This window comes from Nonomuraea roseola, assembly GCF_039535395.1.
Classification (GTDB): domain Bacteria; phylum Actinomycetota; class Actinomycetes; order Streptosporangiales; family Streptosporangiaceae; genus Nonomuraea; species Nonomuraea roseola.
On record NZ_BAAAXC010000015.1, the window covers coordinates 3,317,049 to 3,338,967 of the forward strand.

Here is a 21,919-nt window from a genome sequence, read left to right on the forward strand (position 1 = left end):
CATGCCCCTCCACCAGCCCAGCCGCCGCGCCGTGCTCACTGCGGCCATCGCTCTGCCGGCCTCGGTCGTCGGCGCTTCCCTTCTCACCGCGCCGGCTGTCGCGGCCGCCGGCCCTGACGGAACCGGCGTCGTCCATGGCTGGCAGCCACTCGCCCTGCGGCCCGGCGTCATGGCCTTCGACGGCGACGTGTCGCAGGCGCGCGTCGTCAAGATCGCCGGAACGGACTTCCTGCAACTGCGGGGCGCTATCAGGTGCGACTTCGCCGGCGACGCCCCGCTGGGCTCGCTTCCCGCCGGGTTGGTCGTACGGGAGCCGACGCGTGGGGTCTGCCCGCGCAACAACCACAACGGCTTGAATGTCTGCCGCGTGGAGGCGGACGCCCAGGGACGTGTCGTCGTCCTGGGAGCCACGCCCACCGACAAGATCACCTGGGTCCGGCTGGACGGCTTCTCCTCCGTCCTTTCCTGACGACCGCCGCCCGCAGGAGCCGCGCCATGGGGAACCGGCGCCGCGGGGAAAGAACGGACCGTACAGCTTTTGCTCGTCCGCTACAGCAACCGCCTCAGTGCGCCTGTCCTGTGACCCCTCCGACGGCCGCCGGGAAGGGGCGGCGGCTGGTGCGACTTCTACCTCTGCCACGCGCGGACGTAGTCCACCACCATGTTCCCCACCGACCTCGGCGCGGGAGGCACCTCGTCGTACACGAAGTTGCTCACCACCAGGTTGACCGGGCTCGGCGGTCTGCCCTCCGCGTGACACACCTGCGCCCCGTCGATGTAGAAGTCCGTCCCCGACTCGTGGATGTCCGCACCGTAGACGTGCATGCCGGCGCTCGGATCGAATCGGGGCGTGTGGATGCATCCCTGATGGCCGCCCCAGTGCGAGGAGAGATACAGGCGCTGGTGGTTGTCGGAGAAGTACTCGAAGACGTCCGTCTCGGCCCGCTGCCGGTGACCGGCCGCGTGCCAGGTCCAGAACGACGGCCAGAATCCCCTCGAGGAGGGAAGCGTCGCCCTGATCTCGATGTACCCGTATCTGAAGGTGTAGCCCTGGTGGCCGGTGGAGGTGATCAGGCAACTGGACCACTCGTAGTGGTGCCCTGACTCGGACCGGATGTCGTCGGGCCTGGCCGTGATGGTCAGCGCCCCGCCGGCCACGGAGCAGTTGCCCGGCTGGTCGAACTCCATCTGCTTGCTGTCCGGGTTGCCGGTGCCGTACGGATTGTCCGACCAGTCCGACTCGGCCGTGGAGCGATGCTGCCACTTCGCCCCGTCAACGGCGGATCCATGGAATTCGTCCTGGAACTTGAGCGTCCATTGCCCGCCGGGCCCGACAGGTTCGACGTCTCCCGGCGCCGAAAGCAATACCGGGACCCTGTGCTCAGCAGTAGTTATGGTCAGGACCGACATCACTGCCAAGATTCGTAGCAACCACATGGTTCCCGCCTTTCTCAGGCAATTCATTGATTCATCGCCCAAGAGGGAAACCTGTGTCGGCAGTCTCCGTGCGCTCTGTTTGCCATGCGGACAAGTGCCAGCAAACCTCTTTAGCCTGTAGGTATGGCTCTTTAGTGTCCGATTGGCATCAATGCCTGGCCGATCGGGGCATGTTTCGCCCTGACGATGACAGGAAAGGAGCCGGTCATGCGAACACCTGGGCAGGGCGCCCGTCTCGCCGCCCTGCCCGTCGGCGCCGCACAGCTGTCAGCCGATCTCGGCGCCGTACACGTGGTCGACCGTCATCGTCATGAGCACCCGACGGTCGGACACCATCACCGACCGGTACTCGTCCCAGTCCGGGTGCTCACCGGAGGCGATGCGGTAGTAGTCCACCAGCGCCTCGACCTCGGGGCCGTGGGGGTCGGTGCCCGGCCCGGTGAGTGTCGCCGTGCCCTCGGCGGTGGCCCACGCCAGGCCGTCGGAGCTGGTGACCTCCAGCGCGGCTCGTGAGTCCCTGCGCAGGTTCGCCGTCTTGGCCGCTCCCTCGTTCATCGAGACGTGGATGACGCCGGCCTCCTGGTCGTAGAAGGGCATGACGGGGGAGAGCTGGGGACGGCCGTCCCTCTTGATCGTCGCGAGGACGCCGAGCCAGCTCTCCGCCAGCAGCGTGCGCGGGTCGAACGAGGCGGCGGTCACGGCAGGATGCCGGCTGGTCTTGAGCGCTCATCTGAAGGCTTGCGGAACTGCTCGATCATCGCCGCGTAGCTCTTGCCGCCGTGCCCCTCGGCCACGGCCCGGTCGGTCAGGGCCTTGACGAACCTCGGCAGCTCGGCGGTGACCCCGAAGAACTCGCTCTCGTGGATGAGGTGCTCCATCGAGGCCAGGTGGGTGTCGATGGTGGCATCCAGGGCCGGGTACGCGCCGTCGTCGATCTGCTGCGCGTAGCCGGACACCCACTCGGCCACGGTCGTGATCCCCGCCTTCGCCAGCGGGGCGAACGTGGTGGCGTCCACACCTGCGGCGCCGAGCAGGGCGGCACCCTGCAGGAAGCCGTTCAGAATGTTCCACATCAGGCTCAGTATGGCCACGTCGTACAGCGACGACAGGCCGTGGTCCTCGCCAAGATACGTCGCCCCCTCGCCGAGGCTCCTCAGGACCGGAGCGTGCAGGTCGAAGGCCGGCTGCGGCCCGCTGTAGAGAATGAGGGCGTCCGCCGTGCCGATGGCCGGAGGGATGGCCATGATCGCGCCGTCGAGATAGGTGGCGCCCTGCCGCGCCGCCCACTCGGCGCTCTCACGGGCCGCCCGCGACGTGCCCGAGGTCAGGTTCACCACCACCCGGCCGTCGAGGAGCTCGCCCAAGGGGTCGAGGAGGTCGTGCACGGCGTCGTAGTCCGAGACGCAGAGGATCACGAGCGGACTGGCCGCGACGGCGTCGCCGGCCGAGTCGGCGAGCTTCGCGCCCTGGGCGACAAGGTCTTCGGCCTTCGCGGCCGTGCGGTTCCACACGGTCGTGGGGTGCCCGCCGCGCAGGAACGCTCCAGCCAGCGCCTGGCCCATCAGCCCGAGGCCGATGACCGTCACGGGAGTGTGGCCGGCGTCGTGATTCGGCATTTTCTGCTCACTCGAGGTGTTGTTGGAGGTCATGGCAGAATCATCAACCTTCACACCGATATGAAGGTCAAGGAGGAGTGGGCATGCTGATCGGGGAGCTGAGCCGGCGGACCGGAGTCCATGCACATCAGCTGCGTTACTACGAGGCCCAGGGCCTGCTCGAGCCCAACCGCGGAGCCAACGGCTACCGCGAGTACACCGACGACGCCCTCCTCACCGTGGCTCAGATCAGGAACCTGCTCGAAGCGGGACTGTCGACCCAGGAGATCGCGTACATGCTGCCCTGCGCCATCGGCGCGGCTCCAGACTTCGAGTCCTGCCCCGAGTTGCTGGACCTCCTGCGAGCGCGCCTGCATGGGCTGGACGAGCACATCGACACGCTCTCCCGCTCCCGCCAGGCCCTCCATGACTACATTGCCTCCACCGAACAGCGTGTGTCGCACCGCTATCCGGCGTGCGACGCCACCACGCTGGAGCCGACACCCGCGTGACCGCGCCCCTGGCGGAACTTCACGCTGCCCTGGCCTGGACCTGAAGGCCTCCGCGCGTCGGGATCGCCGCCGCGATGGTGCCCCTGACGGCACCACCGGTCCGTTCTCCGGCGACCGTTCCGACGGACGGCAGGTAGGCGCCATCGTGGAGATCCGCCGAACACGGCCGCTACCCCGGCGGACCACTGGACCGGACGAACGGCGGGTTCAGGCGGGCTGTCGCGGGGTGGCGGTGGTCATGCGTCGCAGGCCGATGAACTCCATCGTCGCGTAGATCGCGACCACCAGCGCGCCCACCAGCAGGAAGGCGATTCCCAGGCCGGTGAGCGGGATGACGTCGGTGAAGGCGAGCAGCACGAGCGCCGCACCCGACACCGCGTTGCCCACGACGACGAAGGTCGCATAGCGCGCCGGGATCTGCGGGTATCCGGCGATGAGGCCCAGGGCGGCCGCCCCACCCAGCATGGCGACCCCGAACGGGATGGACCAGGCGGTCGGCAGCCCGAGCGGCTCGCTGAGCGCCGTGCTCGCCACGAGCATGACCACGCCGAAGGCGGCCGTGCTCCAGCCGTCGATCCGCAGGGTCGTGCGCAGGAAAGTGTCAGCCGTCATCCCGGTCTCCTCAGTCGGTGGGCGAGTCAGTCGGTGGGCGAGCCGTACCGGCCCTGGTCACAGAACCTTTCACCGGCGAGGTCATCGACTCAATGACGTCGGAGGTCATGGTGGAGGGAATCGGAGCGGGTCGTATCCTCCGGGGCATGAAAGTGGAGCAGCCATCCAGGGTCGGCGTCCTGCTGCGCGAGTGGCGGCAGCGCCGCAGGCTCAGCCAGCTCGATCTCGCCAACCTGGCCGACACCTCCGCGCGGCATCTGTCGTACGTCGAGACGGGCCGCGCGCAGCCGAGCCGTGCGATGGTGCTGCGCCTGTCGGAGGCGCTGGACGTCCCGTTGCGCGAGCGCAACACCCTGCTCCTGGCCGCGGAGTACGCGCCCGCCTACAGGGAGAGCGGGCTCGACGAGGAGTACATGTCCTCGATCAGGGCCGCGATCGACACGATGCTGACCGCGCACGAGCCGTACCCCGCCGTCCTGGTCGACCGCCTGTGGAACGTGCTGGCGGGGAACAGGGCCATGGCCGTCCTCATGGACGGCATACCGCCGCACCTCCTGGAGCCGCGGCCGAACGTGTTCCGGCTGGCCCTGCACCCGGACGGCCTGGCCTCCCGGCTGGCCAACCTGGGCGAAGTCCGTACGCTCTTCCTCCAGCGACTGCTGCGTCAGGTCAACGCCACGGGAGACAAGGCGCTGCGCTCGCTCTACGAGGAGGTGCGCCGGTATCCCGCACCCATGGACGGGGAGACGGAGGGGACCGGCGAGGGGGAGCACGGGCCGAGCCCGATCCAGGTGCCGTTGAGGATCCGCACCCCCTACGGAGAGCTGTCGATGTTCAGCACCATGGCCACCTTCGGCGCACCGGCCGATGTGACGCTGTCGGAGCTGGCGATCGAGCTGTTCTATCCGCTCGACGAGTTCAGCACCAAGGCGCTTCACGCCCTGGGGGAGTGGTCCTCCTAGCGTCGTCCCGCAGGTCCGGCCGGGAAGGGACGGACCTAGTTGTACCTGTACAGCCTGGTGGCGACCTCGTCCTCGCCGTCGAAGACCGAGGCGCGGTACATGCTCACGCGGAGATCACCGTGCTCGGCCTTGCCGCACGTGTTCGACCCGGCCAACTGCTGGATCTCGAAGCGCGCCGAAGGGTCGCCGTCCACGAAGTACTCCGCCCGCGCCTGATGCGTGTCAGCGCCCGTGTCACACGCGAACACGAAGGTGTTCTTCCCGCCGAAGCACACGCTGGCGGCGCCCTTCGTCGAGGTGCAGACCTTCGACCTGGCCTGGGCGGCGGCCGGGGTCACGTGGGTGTCCCTCTTGACGGGGTACTTGGTGACGTCGCGGACCGTCTTCCACCTGCTGACCTTGATCAGCCGGCTGCCGTTGTACACGGCCGCCCTGAACGTGACGCTCTTGCCGATCTCCCTGCTTCCCTTGATCTCGCCCTCGCGCCCGAGGTTGTGGATGACGTACTTCGTGCCGAGGTAACCGTTCAGGTAGTACTCCACCGCGGGGTGGAGCCTGTCGTTCTTGGTGTCCTCGATCGTGACGCCGGGCCTGTCGCTCTCGTCAGGGCCCACACAGGCCGTCGCGCCCTTGACGCGGACGCACTCGGCGTCCTCTTCGGCTTTCACCGACCTCTCGCCGGCAGGCACCCCGGTAACGGCGGGTACGGCGACGGAGGGGGCGGGCGCCTTCGCGGCGGGCCTGGCGACTTTCGCCGCCGCCCCTTCCACGCTGAACGCGGCGGTCAGTGTCACGGCCACCGCTATGAGTGTGCGTCCTAGCACCACGTTGTTCTCTCCAAGCTCAGGAGTCACAGGGCTGTTGCCAGGGTGTGACGCGTCAAATGCCGCAAAGGTTCGGATTCATGGGAAATCTCGCCGATATGCGATGACGAAAGGCCTCTTGACCTGCCGTGAGACGATAAAAGGACGGGGAATCGCTCCGAGGGGAGCAACAGGATGGACACCACCGTGGCGGAAGTCGCGCCAGGTATATACCGGTTGTCAACCTTCATCCCTGACGCCGGGATCATGTTCAACCAATATCTCGTCGACGCGGAAGAACCGCTGCTCTTCCACACCGGACTGCGGGGGCTGTTCCCACTGGTGTCGGCGGCGGTGGAGCGCGTGATGCCGGTCGAGCGGCTGCGCTGGGTCACCTTCGGGCACCTCGAGGCCGACGAGTGCGGATCGATGAACTCCTGGCTCGCCGCCGCGCCCCACGCGCAGATCGCGCACGGCGCCTTGGGCTGTCTGGTGTCCGTCAACGACCTCGCGGACCGGCCACCCAGGCCGCTGGCAGACGGCGAGGTCATGGACCTGGGCGGCAAGCGGATGCGGCGGATCGAGACCCCGCACGTGCCGCACGGCTGGGACGCCGGCCTGTTCTTCGAGGAGACCACGGGCACCCTGCTCTGCGGTGACCTGTTCACCTCGATGGGGGAGTCCCCTGCGGTCACCGACGTGGAGATCGTCAGCCCTGCCCTGGCCGCCGAGGACACCTTCGGCGCGACGTGCCTGACCCCGGGAACCGGCCCCACCATGCGCGCGCTGGCCGACCTGGAACCGAGCGCGCTGTGCCTCATGCACGGACCCGCCTACCGTGGGGACGGCGGGGCGGCGTTGCGCGACCTCGCGGGCGCCTACGAGGAGCGGCTCGCCGCCGAGGGCGTCCGCCTCCACGGCCCCGTCACGCCGTCCGTCTAGGTCGCGGGCGGAACGGAAAAGGCCACCGCCGGTGTGTCACCGGCGGTGGCCTCCGAGAAACGGTGGGTTACCAGAGGTTCAGGTACTGCCTGAACGCGTGGTGGTCCACCCTCTCCCGCCTGTTGCGCCTGTCCCGGTTATCCCACTTGTCGGACCTTTCCGCCCTCACCGGTCGCTCCATGGGCGTCGCGGCGACCCGCTCGGCGAGTGTGATCTGGTGGTCCTCGACCTCACCGCTGTCGGCCCAACCGGTCGGCCGTGCCACGTCGTCGGCGGTCGCGGCCGTGCGCAGCCTCAGCCATGTGGCACCCTGCCTGACGTTCCTTGGAACGTTCCAGGTTAGCTCCCTCGTCGTGCTCCCCGCCTCAGCCGAAGCCTGTGCCCGCTCGCCCGCGTCGAACTTGCCGTTGCGGTCGAAGTCGATCCAGCCCGCCAGCGCCGCCTCCGAAGGTCCGCCCACGGGGACGGCCAGCGTGTACGTCCTGGCGTTGCCCGCCAGCGGCGGAGGCCCGCCCGCCGCGATGGCGTCGTCGGTGTCGGTCCCCTGACTCAGCGCGCGAGGAGTGACGCTGTCGCTGGTGGTGTGGTCGGCCGTCACGCCGTCACCGAGGTAGGTGTCGGTGAGGATGTGCGACGCGGCGCCGTAGGTGGCGGGCGCGTCGGAGGCGTCCTCGTAGAGGGACAGCTTGAAGGCGCCCCACATCTGCGGGCGGCCCGCGTCGTCGCGGTAGCGGACGTCACGAGCGCGCAGCATGACGGTGAACGAGCGCAGGGTGCCGTTCACCTGGACGGTGCCGCAGGTGTACACCACTCCGCAGGTCGTGGTCCTCGTCCTGGTGAACCGCTCGGGCACGATGGTGTCGTCCGTGACCCGGTAGCCGGGGAACCCCGCCACCTTGCTGAAGGTCGGTGTGGACGGCGTCCCGCCCATCAGGCGCAGGCCTGCCCAGTAGTCGTCCCGCTCGGTGCCCTCGGTCACCACGCCGCCCGTGCCGTACACGTGCAGGCGCGGGTCGCGCACCGGCCTCGAGAAGGTGAACGTCAGGGCGACGACGTCGCTCCACCCGTTCGGGTTGACGTCGAACTCCTCGTAGAGGTCGAGGATGCCGGCTCCCGCCTTGGCGTTCGCCGGGATGAGGAACTCGTCGTCGAGCGCCGCGGGGTCCGCGGGGGCGACCTGGGCCCAGACCACCTTGGTGCTGCCGACCGGCGCCTTCCTCACGGTGACCTTCACCCCCGAAGCGGTGCTGCCATGGGCCTCCGTCGCCGAGTTCGTGAAGGTCTGAGGCCCGTCCGCATACGCCATGGGAACGATTCCCGCCATCCCGACGAGGGCCGCAGCCACGCCGGTGAGGACTTTACGAACATACATTTTCGCTCCCGAGAAACCGTTTGGCTTGTCTTCCGTCACCACCGGGAGTTCTGTTCCGCTGGACACGGTCAAAGGCATGGAAAACTCGCTGCTCAAGCTGATTTACGCACCTGTCCCAGTAGGCCGCGGGTCACCCTTCTCGCGGCGAAGTCGGCGCCGTGCACGAAACGCATGGCGGGTCCGAAAGTGGCGGCCGAAGCGAGTCCGACCACATAAAGACCGCTGATCGGGCTTTCGTAGGTCCTCGTCAGCCGTGGGGTCGGGCCCTCGCTGCGGATCCCGCGGCGCAGGTCCGGGTCGAGGACGCCGATCCTGCCGAGGTCCACCTTGTAGCCGGTGGCGGCGATGACGTGCTCGGTCTCGATCGTGCTGACCTCGCCCGCCGCGTCGCGCAGGCGCAGGCGCACGGTGTCGCGGTGCTCGGCGCCCGCCAGTTTCGCGCCCAGCGTCACGGGGACGGCCCCCTCGAACCGCTCCCTCAGCCACCAGGACCCGGCCGGCCCGAGCGTGTTGCGCACGATGTGCCTCCTGGCCGCCCTCGGCAGGTAGCGGACGGCTCCCGGCAGCTCCGACCACACCCACGAGCGCCAGCCGGTGCCGAGACCCGAGCCGGGCGCCAGCATGCGGTCGAGCATCGATCGGTTCTCGACGGGCGTGTCGTTCCAGGCCAGCGCCTTGCACCTGGCGACGACCCGGACCATGGCCCCCGCCTCCTTCAGTAGCGTCGCGGTCTCGAGCGCGGACTGACCCGCTCCCACGACGGTCACGTCCCTGCCTGCGAAGGCCGACAGGTCGTGGTGGTCGCTGGCGTGCGACGACACCTCGGGCGGCAGCCCGGCCAGCGCGGCGGGCCTGTGGGCGAACGGCAGGAAGCCGACCGCCAGCACGACGGTCCTGGCCAGCACGGAGTCACCCGACGAGAGGGTGACGGCGAACAGTCCGCCCTCGGATCCCACGGTGGTCACCGTGGACTCGTCGAGCGCCTTCTTGACCGTCTGCGCGCTGAACCACCTGCCGTAGGCGACGAAGGTCTCCACGGGGACGGGCTCGCCGTAGGAGTACTGGCGGTAGGCGTCGAGCCCGTATCGCCGATCGGGGTCACCGAGGTGGGAGGCCTGGGGCTCGGACTTCAGCAACATACCCCGTGGCATGTGCTGCTCCCACGCCTGCATGGGACGGCCGAACACCTGCGCGTCGAGCCCGGCGTCCAGCGCATGGGCGGCAACGGAAAGCCCGTAGGGACCCGCGCCCACAATTGCCACGTCTATCACCGGCGTCTGCAAAACGTCTCCTCCCGTTCGTGAGCGACAAAAGCCTATTTCCGGCGGCTCTTGAGGCGAGTAAAGCCACGCTTTATCGTCTGTCCGGTCATTGCCACGAATGGCCAGTAATCGTCCGCCGAGAGCCACGCGAGCTCGTCCGCCTGCCGTATCGCGCGCAGCCATCCGGCGCAGGTGCGTTCGCGCCCGATCCGAAACGCGGGGAAAACGTCGTAGTTCTCCACCAGAAAGGTGCGCCCGTAGACCGGGCGGGCGGCGGTCCTCCACCTCCCCGACAGGTGCAGGTGCATGGTTCGCACCAGGTCGAGGCCGCGGTCGTCGCTGAACAGCCGGAACTGCGCGCCCAGTCTGGGGTTGAAGTCCAGCAGGCAGTAGGCGTCGCGCGCCGCGTCGTAGCGGAAGTCCAGATCGAGAACGCCGCGGTAGCCGAGCGCCGCGGCCATCGTGTTGGCCGCTTTCTCGATGGCGGGGTTGGGCACCGAACAGCCGTACGTCGTCAGGCCCGCACCCGGCGGATAGGCGCGCTCCTTGCGCCCCGTGCCACCGAACAGGCATGTCGAGTCCTGGTCGTAGTAGCCGTGGAAGAACCAGTCGGACTTCGCCCCTCCCTGCACGAAACGCTGTAGGAGCAGGTCGCTGTCGCCGCCTCTGCCGAGCAGGCTGACGGCCTGCTCCGGCCTGTGGATCACGCTGGTGTTGCGCAGTCCCGCTGCCGGGGGGAGCAGCCACGGCTGGGCCCACTTGGCCACGAGGGGAAGCCCGAGGGCTGCGACCGCCGACCCGACCTCCTGCTCGGTGGCGACGACGCGGGTCTCGGGCTGGGCGATGCCGAGGGACGCGCACACGTCGGCGAGCCCCGCCTTGTCCGCCAGTGCGCGCGGCAGCGCGGGCGCCTGGTCGGGCAGCAGGAAGAACGGGCGCAACGCGGCCGCGTGCTCGGCGACGGCGATGGCGCCCGCGTCGTCCATCGTGATCAGCACCGCCCTGCGACCTATCCTTTCGGCCACCGCGGTCAGCGTCTCGACGAAGCTCCTGCCTTTCGGCCAGGTGTACATGTGCGCCAGGTACTTCGACCGGGAGACAGGCGCGTGCCTGCCCTCGATAAGCCCGTGCACCTCGACGCCCGCTCTTCCCAGCGAGCGAATTGCGCCGAGTGTCCCATGATGAAAGATGTTGTCGTCGAGCCGCAGAACCAGCGCGGGCACCGTCGAATCCAGCATATTCTCCACCTCATTCCTTATGCCTTATGCAGGACATTCACTGCCAACTCGCGTGGTGAATATTCGGCAAGTCGGCGAGTGGGGTATATAGGGTGAGACTAGAGACAACGTGTAGGGACGTTTGCCATGACAGCCCAAAAGGAACACTTTCGCTGGCTTTTCGCAGCAGTCGCCGGATCGGCGGCGATCGCGTGGCTTGCCACAAGCACCGGCGTGAACGGTGCGACGCCAAGGACGGAGCCCAAGAAAAGCGCCGCGCTCGGCGTCTTTCTGGCCTCCGACGCGCGAGGCACCAAACGCCTGCCCTATTTCGAGGAGTGGCTCGGCACGGAGGTGACGGTCGGCCGTACGTATCTGCCCGGTGAGAACTGGTCGGCCTTTCAGGGGCCCGGCTTCATTCTCGAACCATGGACCACCTGGCGCGCCGCCGAACCTGGCCGGATCCTGGCGCTGAACGTGCCCATGATCGCGCCGAACGAGGCTGAGATGCCTGACAGTACGGTCTCCGTGTTGCTGACCGCGGGGGCCCATGGCGCCTTCGACCCCTTCTTCGAGCGGCTGGCGCAGAAACTGGTGTCCGCGAAGGCGGCCGACACCATCATCGTGCTCGGCTGGGAGATGAACGGCACCACCTACTCGAGCCGTTGCGCGCCCAATCCCAAGGCGTGGAAGAACTACTGGCGGCGCATTGTCACGACCATGCGCTCCGTGCCGGGACAGAACTTCCGCTTCGACTTCGCGCCCAGCCGCGGACGCGACGCGATCCCCTGGACCAAGTGCTATCCGGGCGACGACGTGGTCGACATCATCGGGATGGACAGCTACGACCAGGCCCCGGGGGAGGAGTTCTCCGACTACGTCAAGCAGCCGTACGGGCTGCGGGCGCAGGCCGACTTCGCGAAGGCGCACGGCAAGCCGATCTCCTTCCCCGAATGGGGGCTCTTCCGCTACGGCGACCGCCCCGACTACGTGCGCAGGATGCTGAACTGGATCGCCAAGCACGACGTGGTGTATCACTCGATCTCCGACTACTGCTCGCACGGTGTCTGGCAGTGCTCGATGAACCCGCGCTCGTCGGCGGTCTTCCGCACGATGCTGAGGCCCACTCCCTCGGCCACGCCCACCGTCACACCGGCGGAGGTCACACCCACCCCGGGCACGCCCACCCCGGTCACCTCCGGCTCGGCCACATCCATCTCGGCCACCTCCAGCCCGCTCTCATCCATCTCGGCCACATCCAGCCCGGGCACCTCCGGCTCGACCACGCCGAGCCCCGTCACCCCGACCACCGCCACGCCGGCCGCCGGGGTTTCCGCGACCGCCACACCGACGGCATCCGAGACACCCGCACCGTCCGTGCTGATCGCCGCGACGCCGACGCCCTCGCCCGGAACGCCGGCCACGCCGGTGCCCACGCCTTCGGAACGTCCCGCCGGGACCGTGGCCGTGGGCGCGGTGCTGGTGCCGAACCCGGTTCCACAGGCCGAGCCAAGGAGCCCGAGGGTGTGCTCGGCGAGCGCGTCGAACACCACGCGGTCGTCGTACGCCAAGGCGAGCAGCGCGCCGGCGCGTCCCTCGGCGGCGGCGAGCTCCGGCTGCGCGAGCCTGAGCAGCAGAGCCCCGGCGAGCGCCTCGACATCCTCAGCGGGTACGGCGGCGCCCACCCTGTCGCCGACCACCTCCGCCAGGCCAGGCACGTCGGAGGCGACCAGCGCCCGCCCCGTGGCCAAGGCCTCCAGGGCGGTCAGCGGCAAACCTTCCCAGCGCGAGGGCAGGACCACCACGTCCGCGGCGGCGTACCAGGATCGAGGATCGGCCACGGGCCCGGCGAAGTGAACGCCGGGCCCCGCCTGCGAGCGCAGCCCTTCGAGCAGGTCGCCGTCGCCGACGATCACCAGCCTCGCCGCCTGGCAGTCCTTCGTGACCAGCTCCCACGCGGACAGCAGCAGGTCCTGGCCCTTCTGCCTGGTGACCCTGCCCACGCAGACGGCCAGCGGCGCGAACTCCGGGACGCCGTGACGCGCCCGCGCCGCGGCCCGCTCCTGCGGTCCCGCGGGCCTGAACCGTCTGAGGTCGACTCCGTTGCGCACGATGACGAGGTTTCCCCGCACGTCGTGCCGCAGGGCGGTCGCCGTCTCGCCCTCGCCCACGCACACGAGTACGCCGGCCCAGCGGGCCGCCGCCCTCTCCCACGCCAGCGCCATCGCGGCGACGGGCCCGCGTGCGGCCAGCCACGACCAGCCGTGCGGCTGGAACAGCGTGGGGACCCTGCCGCGGATGACGGCCCTGCCCACCAGGCCCGCCTTGGCGGAGTGCAGGTGGACGGCGTCGGGGGCGAAGTCACGCAGCAGCCTCCCGAGCCTCAGCCCCGCGGCGAGGTCGGCGGGGCCCGGCGAGCGTCCTGCCCGCCAGTCGAGCCACGGGACGCCCAGCTCGGCCAGGTGGGGGCGCAGCCGCCCCTCGCTGGGGCAGGCGACCGCGACGTGCCAGCCTCGCCGTACCTGGTCGGCCGCCGCGGCCGCCACGTAGGCGCCGACGCCGCCGTCCACGGGCTGTGTCACGTGCAGGACTCGCGGTGCTCCCACCGCGCCCGCCGGGCGGCGCGCCCTCATGCCTCGGCCCCGACCAGCGAGGGAGCGCGCTCCCCGCGCGACCCGCTCGCCACGGACGGCGAGGCGAGGAAGACGAGCCCCGCGACGAGCACCGCCGCGGCCGTCCCGATGCCCACGTTGACCAGGAGCACGGGCGACGAGGGTGCGAGCGGCATCGACGCGCTCGCGAAGCTGGCCAGCCGCACTCCGGTGTTGGTCGCCTGCATGTTCGCGTAGGAGATCAGCGCCGTCGAGGCCTGGTCGGCCCGCGCGACGGCCTCCTGCGCGGTGGGAGCGATGGCCGTGAGCCGCACCAGCGGAGCGTCGGGAGAGGCGGAGGCGCTCAGGGTCCGGTGCGCCTGCTCGCCACTGGTGATCAGCCCGGGCTGGACGGCGATCCTCGCGTACGCCTGGGCGAAGTTGGCCGTTCGCCCAGGATCGCCCTCGGACACCACCACGACATAAGCGTCGGAGCTGTAGACGGGCTCCCTCGCCAGCGAGTAGAAGAGCCCGGCCAGCGCCCCGAGCAGCAGGGACAGCGGCAGCCACCATCGCCTCAGCCACCCCGTCACGCGTGCCTGCGTCCATGTCATCGACGTCATCGCCTCTCCTCGTTGCCCGGGGCGCCCAGCAGGCGCCGGTATAGCGCTTCCAATTGGTCGACCTGGTGTCGGATGTCGTAGAGCCGGACGGCCCCCGGCGGCGTCAGCCTGGACGGCCGCGTGGAGGCCATTTCCTTGAGCTCGGCGCCGAGCCGGCCAGGCGTGACGCGGCGCGCTCCGGGAGCGGCGTCACGCGGCAGGTCGTCGACGGCCGGGCAGGTGTCGTACAGGACCGGCAGCCCCGCGGCGAGCGCCTCGACGACGGCCAGCCCGAACGTCTCCTCCTGCGAGGGCGCGGCCAGCACGTCCATCGCCGACAGCATGGCGCGCGTGTCGGGCGACTCGCCCGCGAAGATCACGTGGCGGTCGACTCCCAGCGCGCGGGCGAGATTCTCGAGCTGCAGCCTGCGGGATCCGGCTCCGACCAGCAGCAGGAAGGTGTCGTCGAGCCCCAGCATCGCCTCGACGAGCAGGTCGAACCGCTTGCCGGGCTCCAGCCTGCCGACGCCGCCCACCACGAACGCCTCGCGCGGCAGGCCGAGCGCGTCGCGGGTCCGCTCGCGCAGGCGAGGGTCGAAGCGGAAGGCGCCCGCGTCGACGCCGTTGGCGATCACGACGATGCGCGAGCGAGGGATGCCCCAGGTGGCCAGCCGGTCGGCCACGGTGGGCGAGACGGCCACCGTGACGTGCCCGAGCAGCTCGCTGGCCAGGTAGAGCGCCCTGACCGGCCTGGTGATGCGACGGCCCTCGATCAGCTCCTTGCCGATCGAGTGCTCCGTCGCCACGATCGCGGGAACGTTGGCCAGCCGCGCGGCGAGCCTCCCGTACACGCACGCGCGGTACAGGTGCGTGTGGACGACCTCGTAGCGGCCCGTCCGCATCAGCCTGGCCAGCCGTCCGAGCGCCCGCAGGTCGCGGTTGCCGCGCATGTCGATGCGGTGGACGGGCACCCCCGACGCCTCGATGGCCTCGGCCACCACGCCCGACCCCGTCAGCACCGCGACCTCGCAGTCGGCGCTCATGTACGGCAACTGCGCCCGCAGCTGCTGCTCGGCGCCGCCCGCCGCCAGTCCTGTGATGACGTGCAGGACCTTCACGACCCCCACCGCATCCGGTGTCGCATCCTCTTGGCGCGCAGCCTCAACGCTCCGTCCCTGTCACCGATGTAGGTGCGGGGCAGCGCGTGGGGGCCGGTGTGCTCGGACTTCCAGATGGCGCACGCGTAGTCGTAGCCCGCGCCCCTGGCCGCGGCGACCTCGCGGGCGCCGACGTGTCCGTACGGGTAGCAGAAGCCGATGACCTCGGCGCCCACGATCTCTTCGAGCGCCGCCTTGCTCGCCGTCAGCTCGTGCCTGAGCTCGGTGCCCGTCAGGGAGGTCAGCGAGGGGTGCACGACCGAGTGCGAGCCGACCTCCATGCCCTGGCGCGCCACCCTGCGCAGGTCGTCGGCGTCCATGAGCGGCTTGACGGGATAGCCGGCGTCCCACTCGTTGGAGCCGCCGAGCCTGCCGGAGACCATGAACACGGTCGCCGTGAAGTGATGACGCAGCAGCGCGGGGACGACCTCGCTCACGAAGTCGGTGTAGCCGTCGTCGAAGGTGAGCCCGACCAGGCGGCGCGCCGTACCGGCTCGTCTGGCGGCCAGCAGTTCGCGCATCGAGACCCCGCGCAGCCCGCGCCTGGCCAGCCAGCGCAGCTGGGCGGCGAATCTGTCGGGGGAGACGGTGATGTTCAGGGGATCGTCGTCGTATTTCGTCACCGAGTGGTACATGAGGACGAGCGGCATGGCGGTCATGCGCGACCTCGGATCCTGATCATTGTGGTGATCTCCTCTGTTCCCGTGAGTGCCGCGGCGGCGCAGAACACCGCCGCGGTGGCGGCCGCGGTCAGCGCCAGGACGGCCGCAGGCGGCAGGCCCGCCAGCAGCGAACGAGTGCCCCATCCGGCCGCGGCGGCGAGCGCGCCGGCCAGGAGCAGGCAGGCGGCCGGCCGTGCGACGGAGCGCACGGACAGGCCGATGGCGGGGCCGCGCATCCCCGCGAACAGGATCACCGCGCTCAGCGTGATGCCGGCCGCGTTGGCCGCGGCGATCCCTGTCGTCCCCCAGCGCGGTGTGGCCAGCGCGATCGTCGCGGCCAGCCCCGCGGCCATCGCCAGCGCCGGATACCAGGTCGGGCGGGCGCCGCAGAAGAACGCCCTGCACACGACGCCGACGACCGACTGTCCGAGCAGTCCGAGCGAGTAGACGCGCATGATCAGGGCCGTGGCCTCGGTGTCGGCGTCGGTGAACGCGCCGTGCTGCAGCAGCAGCCTGACGATCTCCGGCGCGCACACCACCAGCACCGCGGTGGCGAGCAGCACGGTCGCCGCCGCCGTCACCAGGTCGTCGGTCAGCCTGCGCCAGACGGCGGGGCCGTCGCCTGCCGTGATGGCCCGCGCGAGGTGGGGGAAGGTGACCGTGGCGACGATCAGCGACAGGATCATCGGCACCTGGGCGATCTTCTGGGCGTAGTTGAGGTGCGAGATCGACCCTTCGGCCAGCGACGATCCGGCGAACCGCTCGACGAAGACCTGCCCCTGGCGTTCGAGGGTGTAGGCGGCGATCGGCAGGAAGGCCCCCAGCGGCAGCAGCATCCTGCGGGTGGGCCTGCGCGGCCGTCCGAGCCTCCGCACGAAGGCAGGCGCCTGTATCAGCACCATGCCCATCGCGCCGAGGGCGACCCCCGCGGCGGCCGCGGACACGCCGTGATCCTGGAAGACCCAGAGGACGGCGATGATGCCCAGGTTGTAGGCGACGCTGATGGCGGCGGGCGGGCCGAAGGCGTGGAGCGTGCGCAGCGCCGCGCTCAGATATCCGGCCATGCCGAACATCAGGATCGTCACGGAGGTGAGCCGCATGCACCGCACGGCCAGTTCGGGGTCGGCGATGCCGGGGGCCAGCAGGGCCACGAGCCAGGGAGCCCCAGCGGCGGTCAGCGCGGTCAGGCCGAGCAGCGCGACGCTCATGTGCGGCAGCGTCGCCGCGACCAGGTTCCTGACGTCGCCGCCCCGCTCGGCGGCCCTGCTGAACAGCGGGACCATCAGGAAGGCCATGCCCTCGATGAGCAGGGGCGCGGAGGTCTCCGGGATCATCCAGGCGACCAGGAAGGCGTCGGTGGCGGAGTCGGCTCCGAAGGTCCTGGCCAGCAGCAGGTCGCGACCGAAGCCGAGCATCGAGCCGAGCCCGACGAGGACGGCGGTGAGGCTCGCGGCCTTCAGCCCTGCCGGGGCGGCCGTGGTCATCGCGGCCACCCGTTCGTGGCCCAGGTCAGAGCGAGACCCAGCGTCACGGCCATGACCAGGGTGGGCGCGCCGCCGATGTCGGAGTAGGCGAAGTCGACGACCTGCCAGGTCAGCAGCCCGGCGACCGCCACCCCGCTCCGCCTGAACGTCCAGACGAGCAGCGCGCCGAAGAAGAAGGCGAAGGCGGCCAGCCCCAGCACGCCCTGCTCGCTCAGCACCAGCAGGTACATGTTGTGCGGCGACAGCAGCGGCTGCCGCGTGAACCCGTTGACGGGGTCGTCGGTGTCGCTGCCCGACGACAGCCCGGTCGGCGCGTAGCTGTCGCGCAGTTCGGCGAACCGGCGGGGACCGACGCCGGTCAGCGGGTGGTGCGTCCACATCGCTCCCGCCGTCTCCCACAGGCTGTAGCGGTCGCTCACCGACTGGTCGGGCTGGGAGAACGAGGAGGTGATGGAGGTCAGCCGCTGCCCGATCGTGTCCGAGCCCACGCCCAAGCCGAAGACCAGCAGGAAGGCGGCGGCCGCCGTGACCAGCGCCACCCGGGCGGCGGTGCGCGCGCCGTACCTGACGAGCATGACCGCCGCGGCGCAGAGCAGCGCGAGCCAGGTGCCCCGGCTCAGCGAAAGGACCAGCGGAACGGTCAGCAGGCCGGCGCCGGCGAGGGCGGCGATCCGCTGCCTGCCGCGCAGCCACAGTCCGAGCGCGAACAGCAGGATCAGGCCGTAGCTGACGACAGTCGCCATGCCCATGACGTCGAGCGCGCCGAACGTGCCGACGGCGCGCACCCTCTCGCCTCCGTACGAGGCGCCCGTTCCGGTGAACGCCTGGTAGCAGCCGACGACCCCCTGGACGGCGGCGGCGGCGACCAGCGCCCCGCCCACCAGCCACACGTCCTCCCGCCGGCGCAGCGTGATCAGGACCGCCAGCGGGATCAGCACGAAGACCTGCAGGAAACGGAGGTAGCCGGGCAGGCTCGTCAGCGCGTCGGGGGAGGTCAGCGTCGCCGCCGTGACGCCGAGCACCAGAGGGGTCAGTACCAGCGCGCGCTGGGGAAGGCGCGGGCGCCCCGCCACGAGGCAGGTCGCGGCCACGGCGACCAGCGCCACGGACGCCCCGTCCGCCACGGTCACGTGGACCGCGGAGCCGGGGTCGTCGGTGCGGGAGGGAAGGCAGGTCAGCATCACGGTCGCGGCGGCCAGGAGACTCGGCCCGCGTGCCAGGGTCGTGGGGAGCAGGTCGCGCATCCCTAGCTTCCACCCGGGCGGAGCAGGGACCAGGCGGTCCTGAGCATGATCTTGAAGTCGGTCCTGAGCGACCAGTCGTCGATGTAGTGGTTGTCGAAGCGCGCCCTGTCCTCGATCGAGGTGTCGCCGCGCAGCCCGTGGATCTGCGCCCAGCCGGTGATCCCGACCGGCACCCTGTGACGCAGGCGGTAGCCGGGGGTGGTGGCGGAGAACTGGTCGACGAAGTAGGGGCGCTCAGGCCTGGGGCCGACGATGCTCATGTCGCCCTTGAGCACGTTCCAGAGCTGAGGCAGTTCGTCGAGTGAGGACCTGCGCAGCGCCTTCCCCACGGGACCGAGCCTGCGGTCGTGGGCGATGCTCCAGCGGGTGGCCGACTCGTGCGCGTCCACCGGCTTGAGTGTGCGCAGCTTGATGAGCTCGATCGGCCTGCCGCCGCAGCCGACCCTGCGCTGCCTGAACAGCACGCCGGAGCCGATCTCCCAGCGCACCATGAGCGCGCAGACGGCGAGGATCGGCGCGCTGATCATCAGGCCGATCAGGGCGACCGCGATGTCGAGTGCCCGCTTGAGCGGCCAGGTCAGGCGGGTCTGCGGGTCGGGGCGCATGCGCAGCAGCGGAAAGCTCCTGACGTGCTCGCGCAGCGGGGCGAAGTCCAGGACCAGATCGTCAGGCTCGGGGGCGAGGTAGACCTCGCAGCCCAGCTCCCTGGCGGCCCTGGCCAGGTCCTGTCCTTCCTGGCCCGCGATGACCACGGCGCGCACCTCGTGCGCGCGGAAGATCTCGGCGAGGTCGTCAGGGGTGCCGAGCACCGGAGGCCCGGTGTCCCTGTCGGTCTCCTCGTCGAGGAAGCCGATCGGCAGCAGGCCGTACTCGGGGAAGCCGAGCAGGGCCGAGGCCAGGCGGTGCCCGTGCGGGTTGGCGCCCACCACCACGGCGGGCTTGATGCCGCCGCGCCTGCGCGTGGCGCGCACGGCGGCGTGGAAGACGCACCTGCCGCAGAAGGCCAGGAAGGTGAAGAGGGCCGCGGCGATGACGGCCACGGTCAAGGAGGCTGATTCCCAGAAGGCGGCCAGGGTGGCGACCAGTCCCGCGCAGGCCAGCCAGAACCCCCTGTCGAGGCTGGAGGGCAGGATCCTCGGCTCGTACACCCGGCCGGCGGCGTTCACCGCGACGACCAGGACGCAGGCGAGGAGGACCCGCCAGGGCGTCTGCCCGGCCATCAGCGCGCTGAACGTCATGCACACCAGGTCGATGCTCATCAGGCCAAGCGGCTGGACGGCTGTCCAGTACCCAGATCGCCGGTGTCCCGCCCACACCGCGGCATGGCGGTCATCCCCTACAGATACAGCCATCATTTCTCCGCAAATCACCTTAAGTCGGCATGCGCCCCTTGCCCGACCTAATCAATTTAAAGATCATCGGCGAGCCTTTGTTTGCTTTCTTTCCTACTGCTGACGAGGGCCGAGATCGGCCCCTGCAAAATAGGCGAGAAAACCCCTCAACAAAGACTAGATCGTAGCCGCCCGGCAATCGCAGATTCCGTATTGGAGCAGGCGAAACAGAAGATTCGTGGGCAACTTTTCGTTGGGAGTATGTTGGCGGTAGAAATACCCATTCCGCGTTTGTGGGCGGCTGTGGAGGCGAGGATTATCGGGATGTCGAGCAGTCTTTAACGGCCCGGTCGCCTGACGGGGAAAGCACGGCCCTTCACCGGGCGATCCCCTGACGGCGTGGACCACCACACGCCCTCGCCGCGCGTCAGCCCGGGCAGGTGCCGCTTGGCCTCGTTGACCAGGCGAGCGGGCAGCGAGCCCGTGACGAGCGTGGGTGAGGTGTCGTCCAGCTCGGCCCCCAGCCCTGTCAGCTTGGCCGTGACGGGGCCGAACGCGTCGGCGGGCAGCTCCACCTCGAAGGCGTGGCAGGGCTCGTAGACCCTGGTGCCCGCCCTGGCGAGGGCGGATCTCAGCACGACAGGGGTCTGGTTGCGGAAGTCGCCCGCCGTGCTGAGCGGCGCGACGAAGCCCGACCTGGTCAGCGTGACCGCGCAGTCGACGACGGGCCAGCCGTACAGGCCCTCGGTGAGAGTGAGGGGGACGGTGTCCTCGATCGCCTGGTTGAAGCTGTGCAGGAGCGAGCCGAGCTCGACCTCCCGCCTGAACGAGTAACCCGTTCCAGGCTCCACCCGCAGGCCGACGGTGGCGAGGAAGGTGTTGTCGGCGTGCCTGCCGATCTCTTTCCAGTCCTCGCCCACGCCCACGGGGCGTTCGAGGTAGAGCGGCGTGCTGTCGGCGAAGACGGCCTCGACGCCGAACTCGTCACGCAGCCGCTCGGCCAGCACCTCCTTCTGCACCTCGCCGTAGAGCAGCACGGAGGTGCCGCCTTCGGGCAGGCCCCTGGTCTGGATGAGCGGATCCTGCTCGGCCAGCAGGAGCAGCGCGGCGTGCAGGCGGGCGGCGTCGGCAGGGTCCGCGGAAGTGACGACCGTCTCCATGCTGGGCCTGGCGAAGGCGGGAGCTCCTTCGGGCGCGGGGGAGAGCCTGTCGCCGACGCGGGCGCCCGACAGGCCCGAGAGCTTGCCGATGTTCCCGGCGGTGAGCCGGTCCTCGGAGCCCGCGCCCACCACCTCCAGCCTGGTCACCTGGCCGGAGTCGAGCTTCTGCCGCACGTGCAGCTCACCGGAGAACAGCCGCAGGTAGGCGACCTTGTGGCCGGACCTGTCGCGCTCGATGGCGAAGATCGTGCCCCGCAGGTCGTCGTCCTGGGCCGTGGGGACGGGGAGCAGGTCGCGGACGCCCGCGAGCAGTTCGGCCACGCCCTGCCCGCTGATCGCCGAGCCGTGGAAGACCGGATAGACCAGGCAGGCGGCGGTCTGCTCGGCGAGCGTCCCGCGCAGCTCGCCGGGCGTGAGCGCGCGCCCTTCGACCAGCGCTTCCAGCACGGTGTCGTCGTGGTCGGCGAGGAGTTCCGCGTCGAGTGGCACAGGGACGACGCGGCCCTGCCGTACGTGGTTGACGGGGACGGCCGGCAGCCCTTCGAGGATGTCGCGCTCGAGCGCGCCCCTCCGATCGATCTTGTTGACGAACAGGAGCGTGGGCATGCGCATCTTGCGCAGCGTCTTCAGCAGGATCCTGGTCTGGGCCTGGATGCCCTCGACCGCGGAGATCACCAGGATGGCGCCGTCGAGCACGCCGAGCGCCCGCTCGACCTCGGCGACGAAGTCGGCGTGGCCAGGGGTGTCGATGAGGTTGACCCGCAGGTCGCCGAGGGCGAAGGAGGCGACGGCCGAGCGGATCGTGATGCCGCGGCGGCGCTCGATCTCGCCGCTGTCGGTCTGGGTGTCGCCGCCGTCGACGCTGCCGAGCCTGTGGATGGCGCCCGCGTCGAAGAGGATGCGTTCGGTGAGGCTGGTCTTACCCGCGTCGACGTGCGCGAGCACGCCGATGTTCAGGGTGGTCATGGATGCGT

Annotated in this window: 20 protein-coding genes and 1 pseudogene; 5 read left to right on the forward strand and 16 right to left on the reverse strand. The window is 70.0% G+C overall.

Translation table 11 applies throughout. The annotated features are described in order from the left end of the window. The first annotated feature begins 1 nt into the window (after nt 1). The gene (locus ABFX55_RS39180) at nt 2–469 is read left to right on the forward strand and encodes a hypothetical protein (protein ID WP_346128262.1); all 468 of its coding nucleotides are present in this window, start codon (nt 2–4) and stop codon (nt 467–469) included. Between the two features lie 158 nt (nt 470–627). On the opposite strand, the gene ABFX55_RS39185 is transcribed toward ABFX55_RS39180, so the two are convergent. The 3 genes from ABFX55_RS39185 to ABFX55_RS39195 form a co-directional block, all read right to left on the reverse strand. Then, entirely contained in the window at nt 628–1,410 is a 783-nt protein-coding gene (locus tag ABFX55_RS39185) for a glycoside hydrolase family 16 protein (RefSeq protein ID WP_346128264.1), read from the reverse strand. A gap of 294 nt (nt 1,411–1,704) precedes the next feature. Then, nucleotides 1,705–2,136 (reverse strand): PPOX class F420-dependent oxidoreductase, encoded by a 432-nt coding sequence (locus ABFX55_RS39190; RefSeq protein ID WP_346128266.1) that lies wholly within the window; start codon nt 2,134–2,136, stop codon nt 1,705–1,707. After that, nucleotides 2,133–3,053, reverse strand: a complete 921-nt coding sequence (locus tag ABFX55_RS39195) for an NAD(P)-dependent oxidoreductase (RefSeq protein WP_346128268.1) — start codon at nt 3,051–3,053, stop codon at nt 2,133–2,135. Before ABFX55_RS39195 ends, ABFX55_RS39190 begins: the two co-directional genes overlap by 4 nt. A gap of 83 nt (nt 3,054–3,136) precedes the next feature. Here ABFX55_RS39195 and ABFX55_RS39200 point away from each other — a divergent pair, with 83 nt between their 5' ends. Continuing rightward, nucleotides 3,137–3,544, forward strand: coding sequence for a MerR family transcriptional regulator (locus ABFX55_RS39200; RefSeq protein ID WP_346128269.1), 408 nt, complete (start codon nt 3,137–3,139; stop codon nt 3,542–3,544). Between the two features lie 207 nt (nt 3,545–3,751). On the opposite strand, the gene ABFX55_RS39205 is transcribed toward ABFX55_RS39200, so the two are convergent. Continuing rightward, a complete protein-coding gene (locus ABFX55_RS39205) occupies nt 3,752–4,156 on the reverse strand; it encodes a hypothetical protein (RefSeq protein ID WP_346128271.1) in 405 nt (134 codons plus the stop codon). Nucleotides 4,157–4,302: 146 nt separating this feature from the next. Here ABFX55_RS39205 and ABFX55_RS39210 point away from each other — a divergent pair, with 146 nt between their 5' ends. Continuing rightward, nucleotides 4,303–5,118: a helix-turn-helix domain-containing protein gene (locus ABFX55_RS39210; RefSeq protein ID WP_346128273.1), complete on the forward strand. Its 816-nt coding sequence runs from the start codon at nt 4,303–4,305 to the stop codon at nt 5,116–5,118. 35 nt (nt 5,119–5,153) lie between these two features. On the opposite strand, the gene ABFX55_RS39215 is transcribed toward ABFX55_RS39210, so the two are convergent. Beyond that, complete coding sequence (locus ABFX55_RS39215) at nt 5,154–5,918, reverse strand: hypothetical protein (RefSeq protein WP_346128274.1); 765 nt, start codon at nt 5,916–5,918, stop codon at nt 5,154–5,156. Between the two features lie 270 nt (nt 5,919–6,188). Here ABFX55_RS39215 and ABFX55_RS39220 point away from each other — a divergent pair, with 270 nt between their 5' ends. After that, nucleotides 6,189–6,863 carry an oxygen-binding di-iron domain-containing protein gene (locus ABFX55_RS39220; protein WP_346128276.1) on the forward strand — a complete coding sequence of 225 codons (675 nt, stop codon included), beginning with the start codon at nt 6,189–6,191 and terminating at the stop codon, nt 6,861–6,863. A gap of 67 nt (nt 6,864–6,930) precedes the next feature. Here the strand turns inward: ABFX55_RS39220 and ABFX55_RS39225 are convergent, their stop codons facing one another. From ABFX55_RS39225 to ABFX55_RS39235, 3 genes are all read right to left on the reverse strand, one after another. Beyond that, the gene (locus ABFX55_RS39225) at nt 6,931–8,235 is read right to left on the reverse strand and encodes a GEVED domain-containing protein (RefSeq protein ID WP_346128278.1); all 1,305 of its coding nucleotides are present in this window, start codon (nt 8,233–8,235) and stop codon (nt 6,931–6,933) included. Between the two features lie 92 nt (nt 8,236–8,327). Further along, nucleotides 8,328–9,497 carry an NAD(P)-binding domain-containing protein gene (locus tag ABFX55_RS39230; RefSeq protein ID WP_346128280.1) on the reverse strand — a complete coding sequence of 390 codons (1,170 nt, stop codon included), beginning with the start codon at nt 9,495–9,497 and terminating at the stop codon, nt 8,328–8,330. A gap of 53 nt (nt 9,498–9,550) precedes the next feature. Continuing rightward, the gene (locus ABFX55_RS39235) at nt 9,551–10,735 is read right to left on the reverse strand and encodes a carboxylate--amine ligase (protein WP_346128282.1); all 1,185 of its coding nucleotides are present in this window, start codon (nt 10,733–10,735) and stop codon (nt 9,551–9,553) included. A gap of 618 nt (nt 10,736–11,353) precedes the next feature. Here ABFX55_RS39235 and ABFX55_RS50060 point away from each other — a divergent pair. Further along, nucleotides 11,354–11,587: pseudogene (locus ABFX55_RS50060) on the forward strand (glycosyl hydrolase); the annotation flags it as partial. Between the two features lie 176 nt (nt 11,588–11,763). On the opposite strand, the gene ABFX55_RS39240 reads toward ABFX55_RS50060, so the two are convergent. From ABFX55_RS39240 to ABFX55_RS39275, 8 genes are all read right to left on the reverse strand, one after another. Continuing rightward, nucleotides 11,764–13,296 carry a glycosyltransferase gene (locus ABFX55_RS39240; protein WP_346128283.1) on the reverse strand — a complete coding sequence of 511 codons (1,533 nt, stop codon included), beginning with the start codon at nt 13,294–13,296 and terminating at the stop codon, nt 11,764–11,766. A 47-nt stretch (nt 13,297–13,343) separates the two neighbouring features. Next, on the reverse strand, nt 13,344–13,928 hold the full coding sequence (locus ABFX55_RS39245) for a Wzz/FepE/Etk N-terminal domain-containing protein (RefSeq protein WP_346128285.1): 585 nt from the start codon (nt 13,926–13,928) through the stop codon (nt 13,344–13,346). Continuing rightward, entirely contained in the window at nt 13,925–15,025 is a 1,101-nt protein-coding gene (locus tag ABFX55_RS39250) for a glycosyltransferase (RefSeq protein WP_346128287.1), read from the reverse strand. Before ABFX55_RS39250 ends, ABFX55_RS39245 begins: the two co-directional genes overlap by 4 nt. Next, on the reverse strand, nt 15,022–15,723 hold the full coding sequence (locus ABFX55_RS39255) for a polysaccharide deacetylase family protein (protein ID WP_346128289.1): 702 nt from the start codon (nt 15,721–15,723) through the stop codon (nt 15,022–15,024). The genes ABFX55_RS39250 and ABFX55_RS39255 overlap by 4 nt, the downstream gene beginning before the upstream one ends. Further along, nucleotides 15,720–17,210 carry a lipid II flippase MurJ gene (locus tag ABFX55_RS39260; protein ID WP_346128290.1) on the reverse strand — a complete coding sequence of 497 codons (1,491 nt, stop codon included), beginning with the start codon at nt 17,208–17,210 and terminating at the stop codon, nt 15,720–15,722. Before ABFX55_RS39260 ends, ABFX55_RS39255 begins: the two co-directional genes overlap by 4 nt. Continuing rightward, nucleotides 17,207–18,454 (reverse strand): O-antigen ligase family protein, encoded by a 1,248-nt coding sequence (locus tag ABFX55_RS39265; protein WP_346128292.1) that lies wholly within the window; start codon nt 18,452–18,454, stop codon nt 17,207–17,209. The genes ABFX55_RS39260 and ABFX55_RS39265 overlap by 4 nt, the downstream gene beginning before the upstream one ends. Nucleotides 18,455–18,456: 2 nt before the next feature. After that, a complete protein-coding gene (locus ABFX55_RS39270; protein ID WP_346128294.1) occupies nt 18,457–19,713 on the reverse strand; it encodes a sugar transferase in 1,257 nt (418 codons plus the stop codon). A 410-nt stretch (nt 19,714–20,123) separates the two neighbouring features. Continuing rightward, nucleotides 20,124–21,911: a GTP-binding protein gene (locus ABFX55_RS39275; RefSeq protein WP_346128296.1), complete on the reverse strand. Its 1,788-nt coding sequence runs from the start codon at nt 21,909–21,911 to the stop codon at nt 20,124–20,126. Nucleotides 21,912–21,919 lie beyond the last annotated feature (8 nt).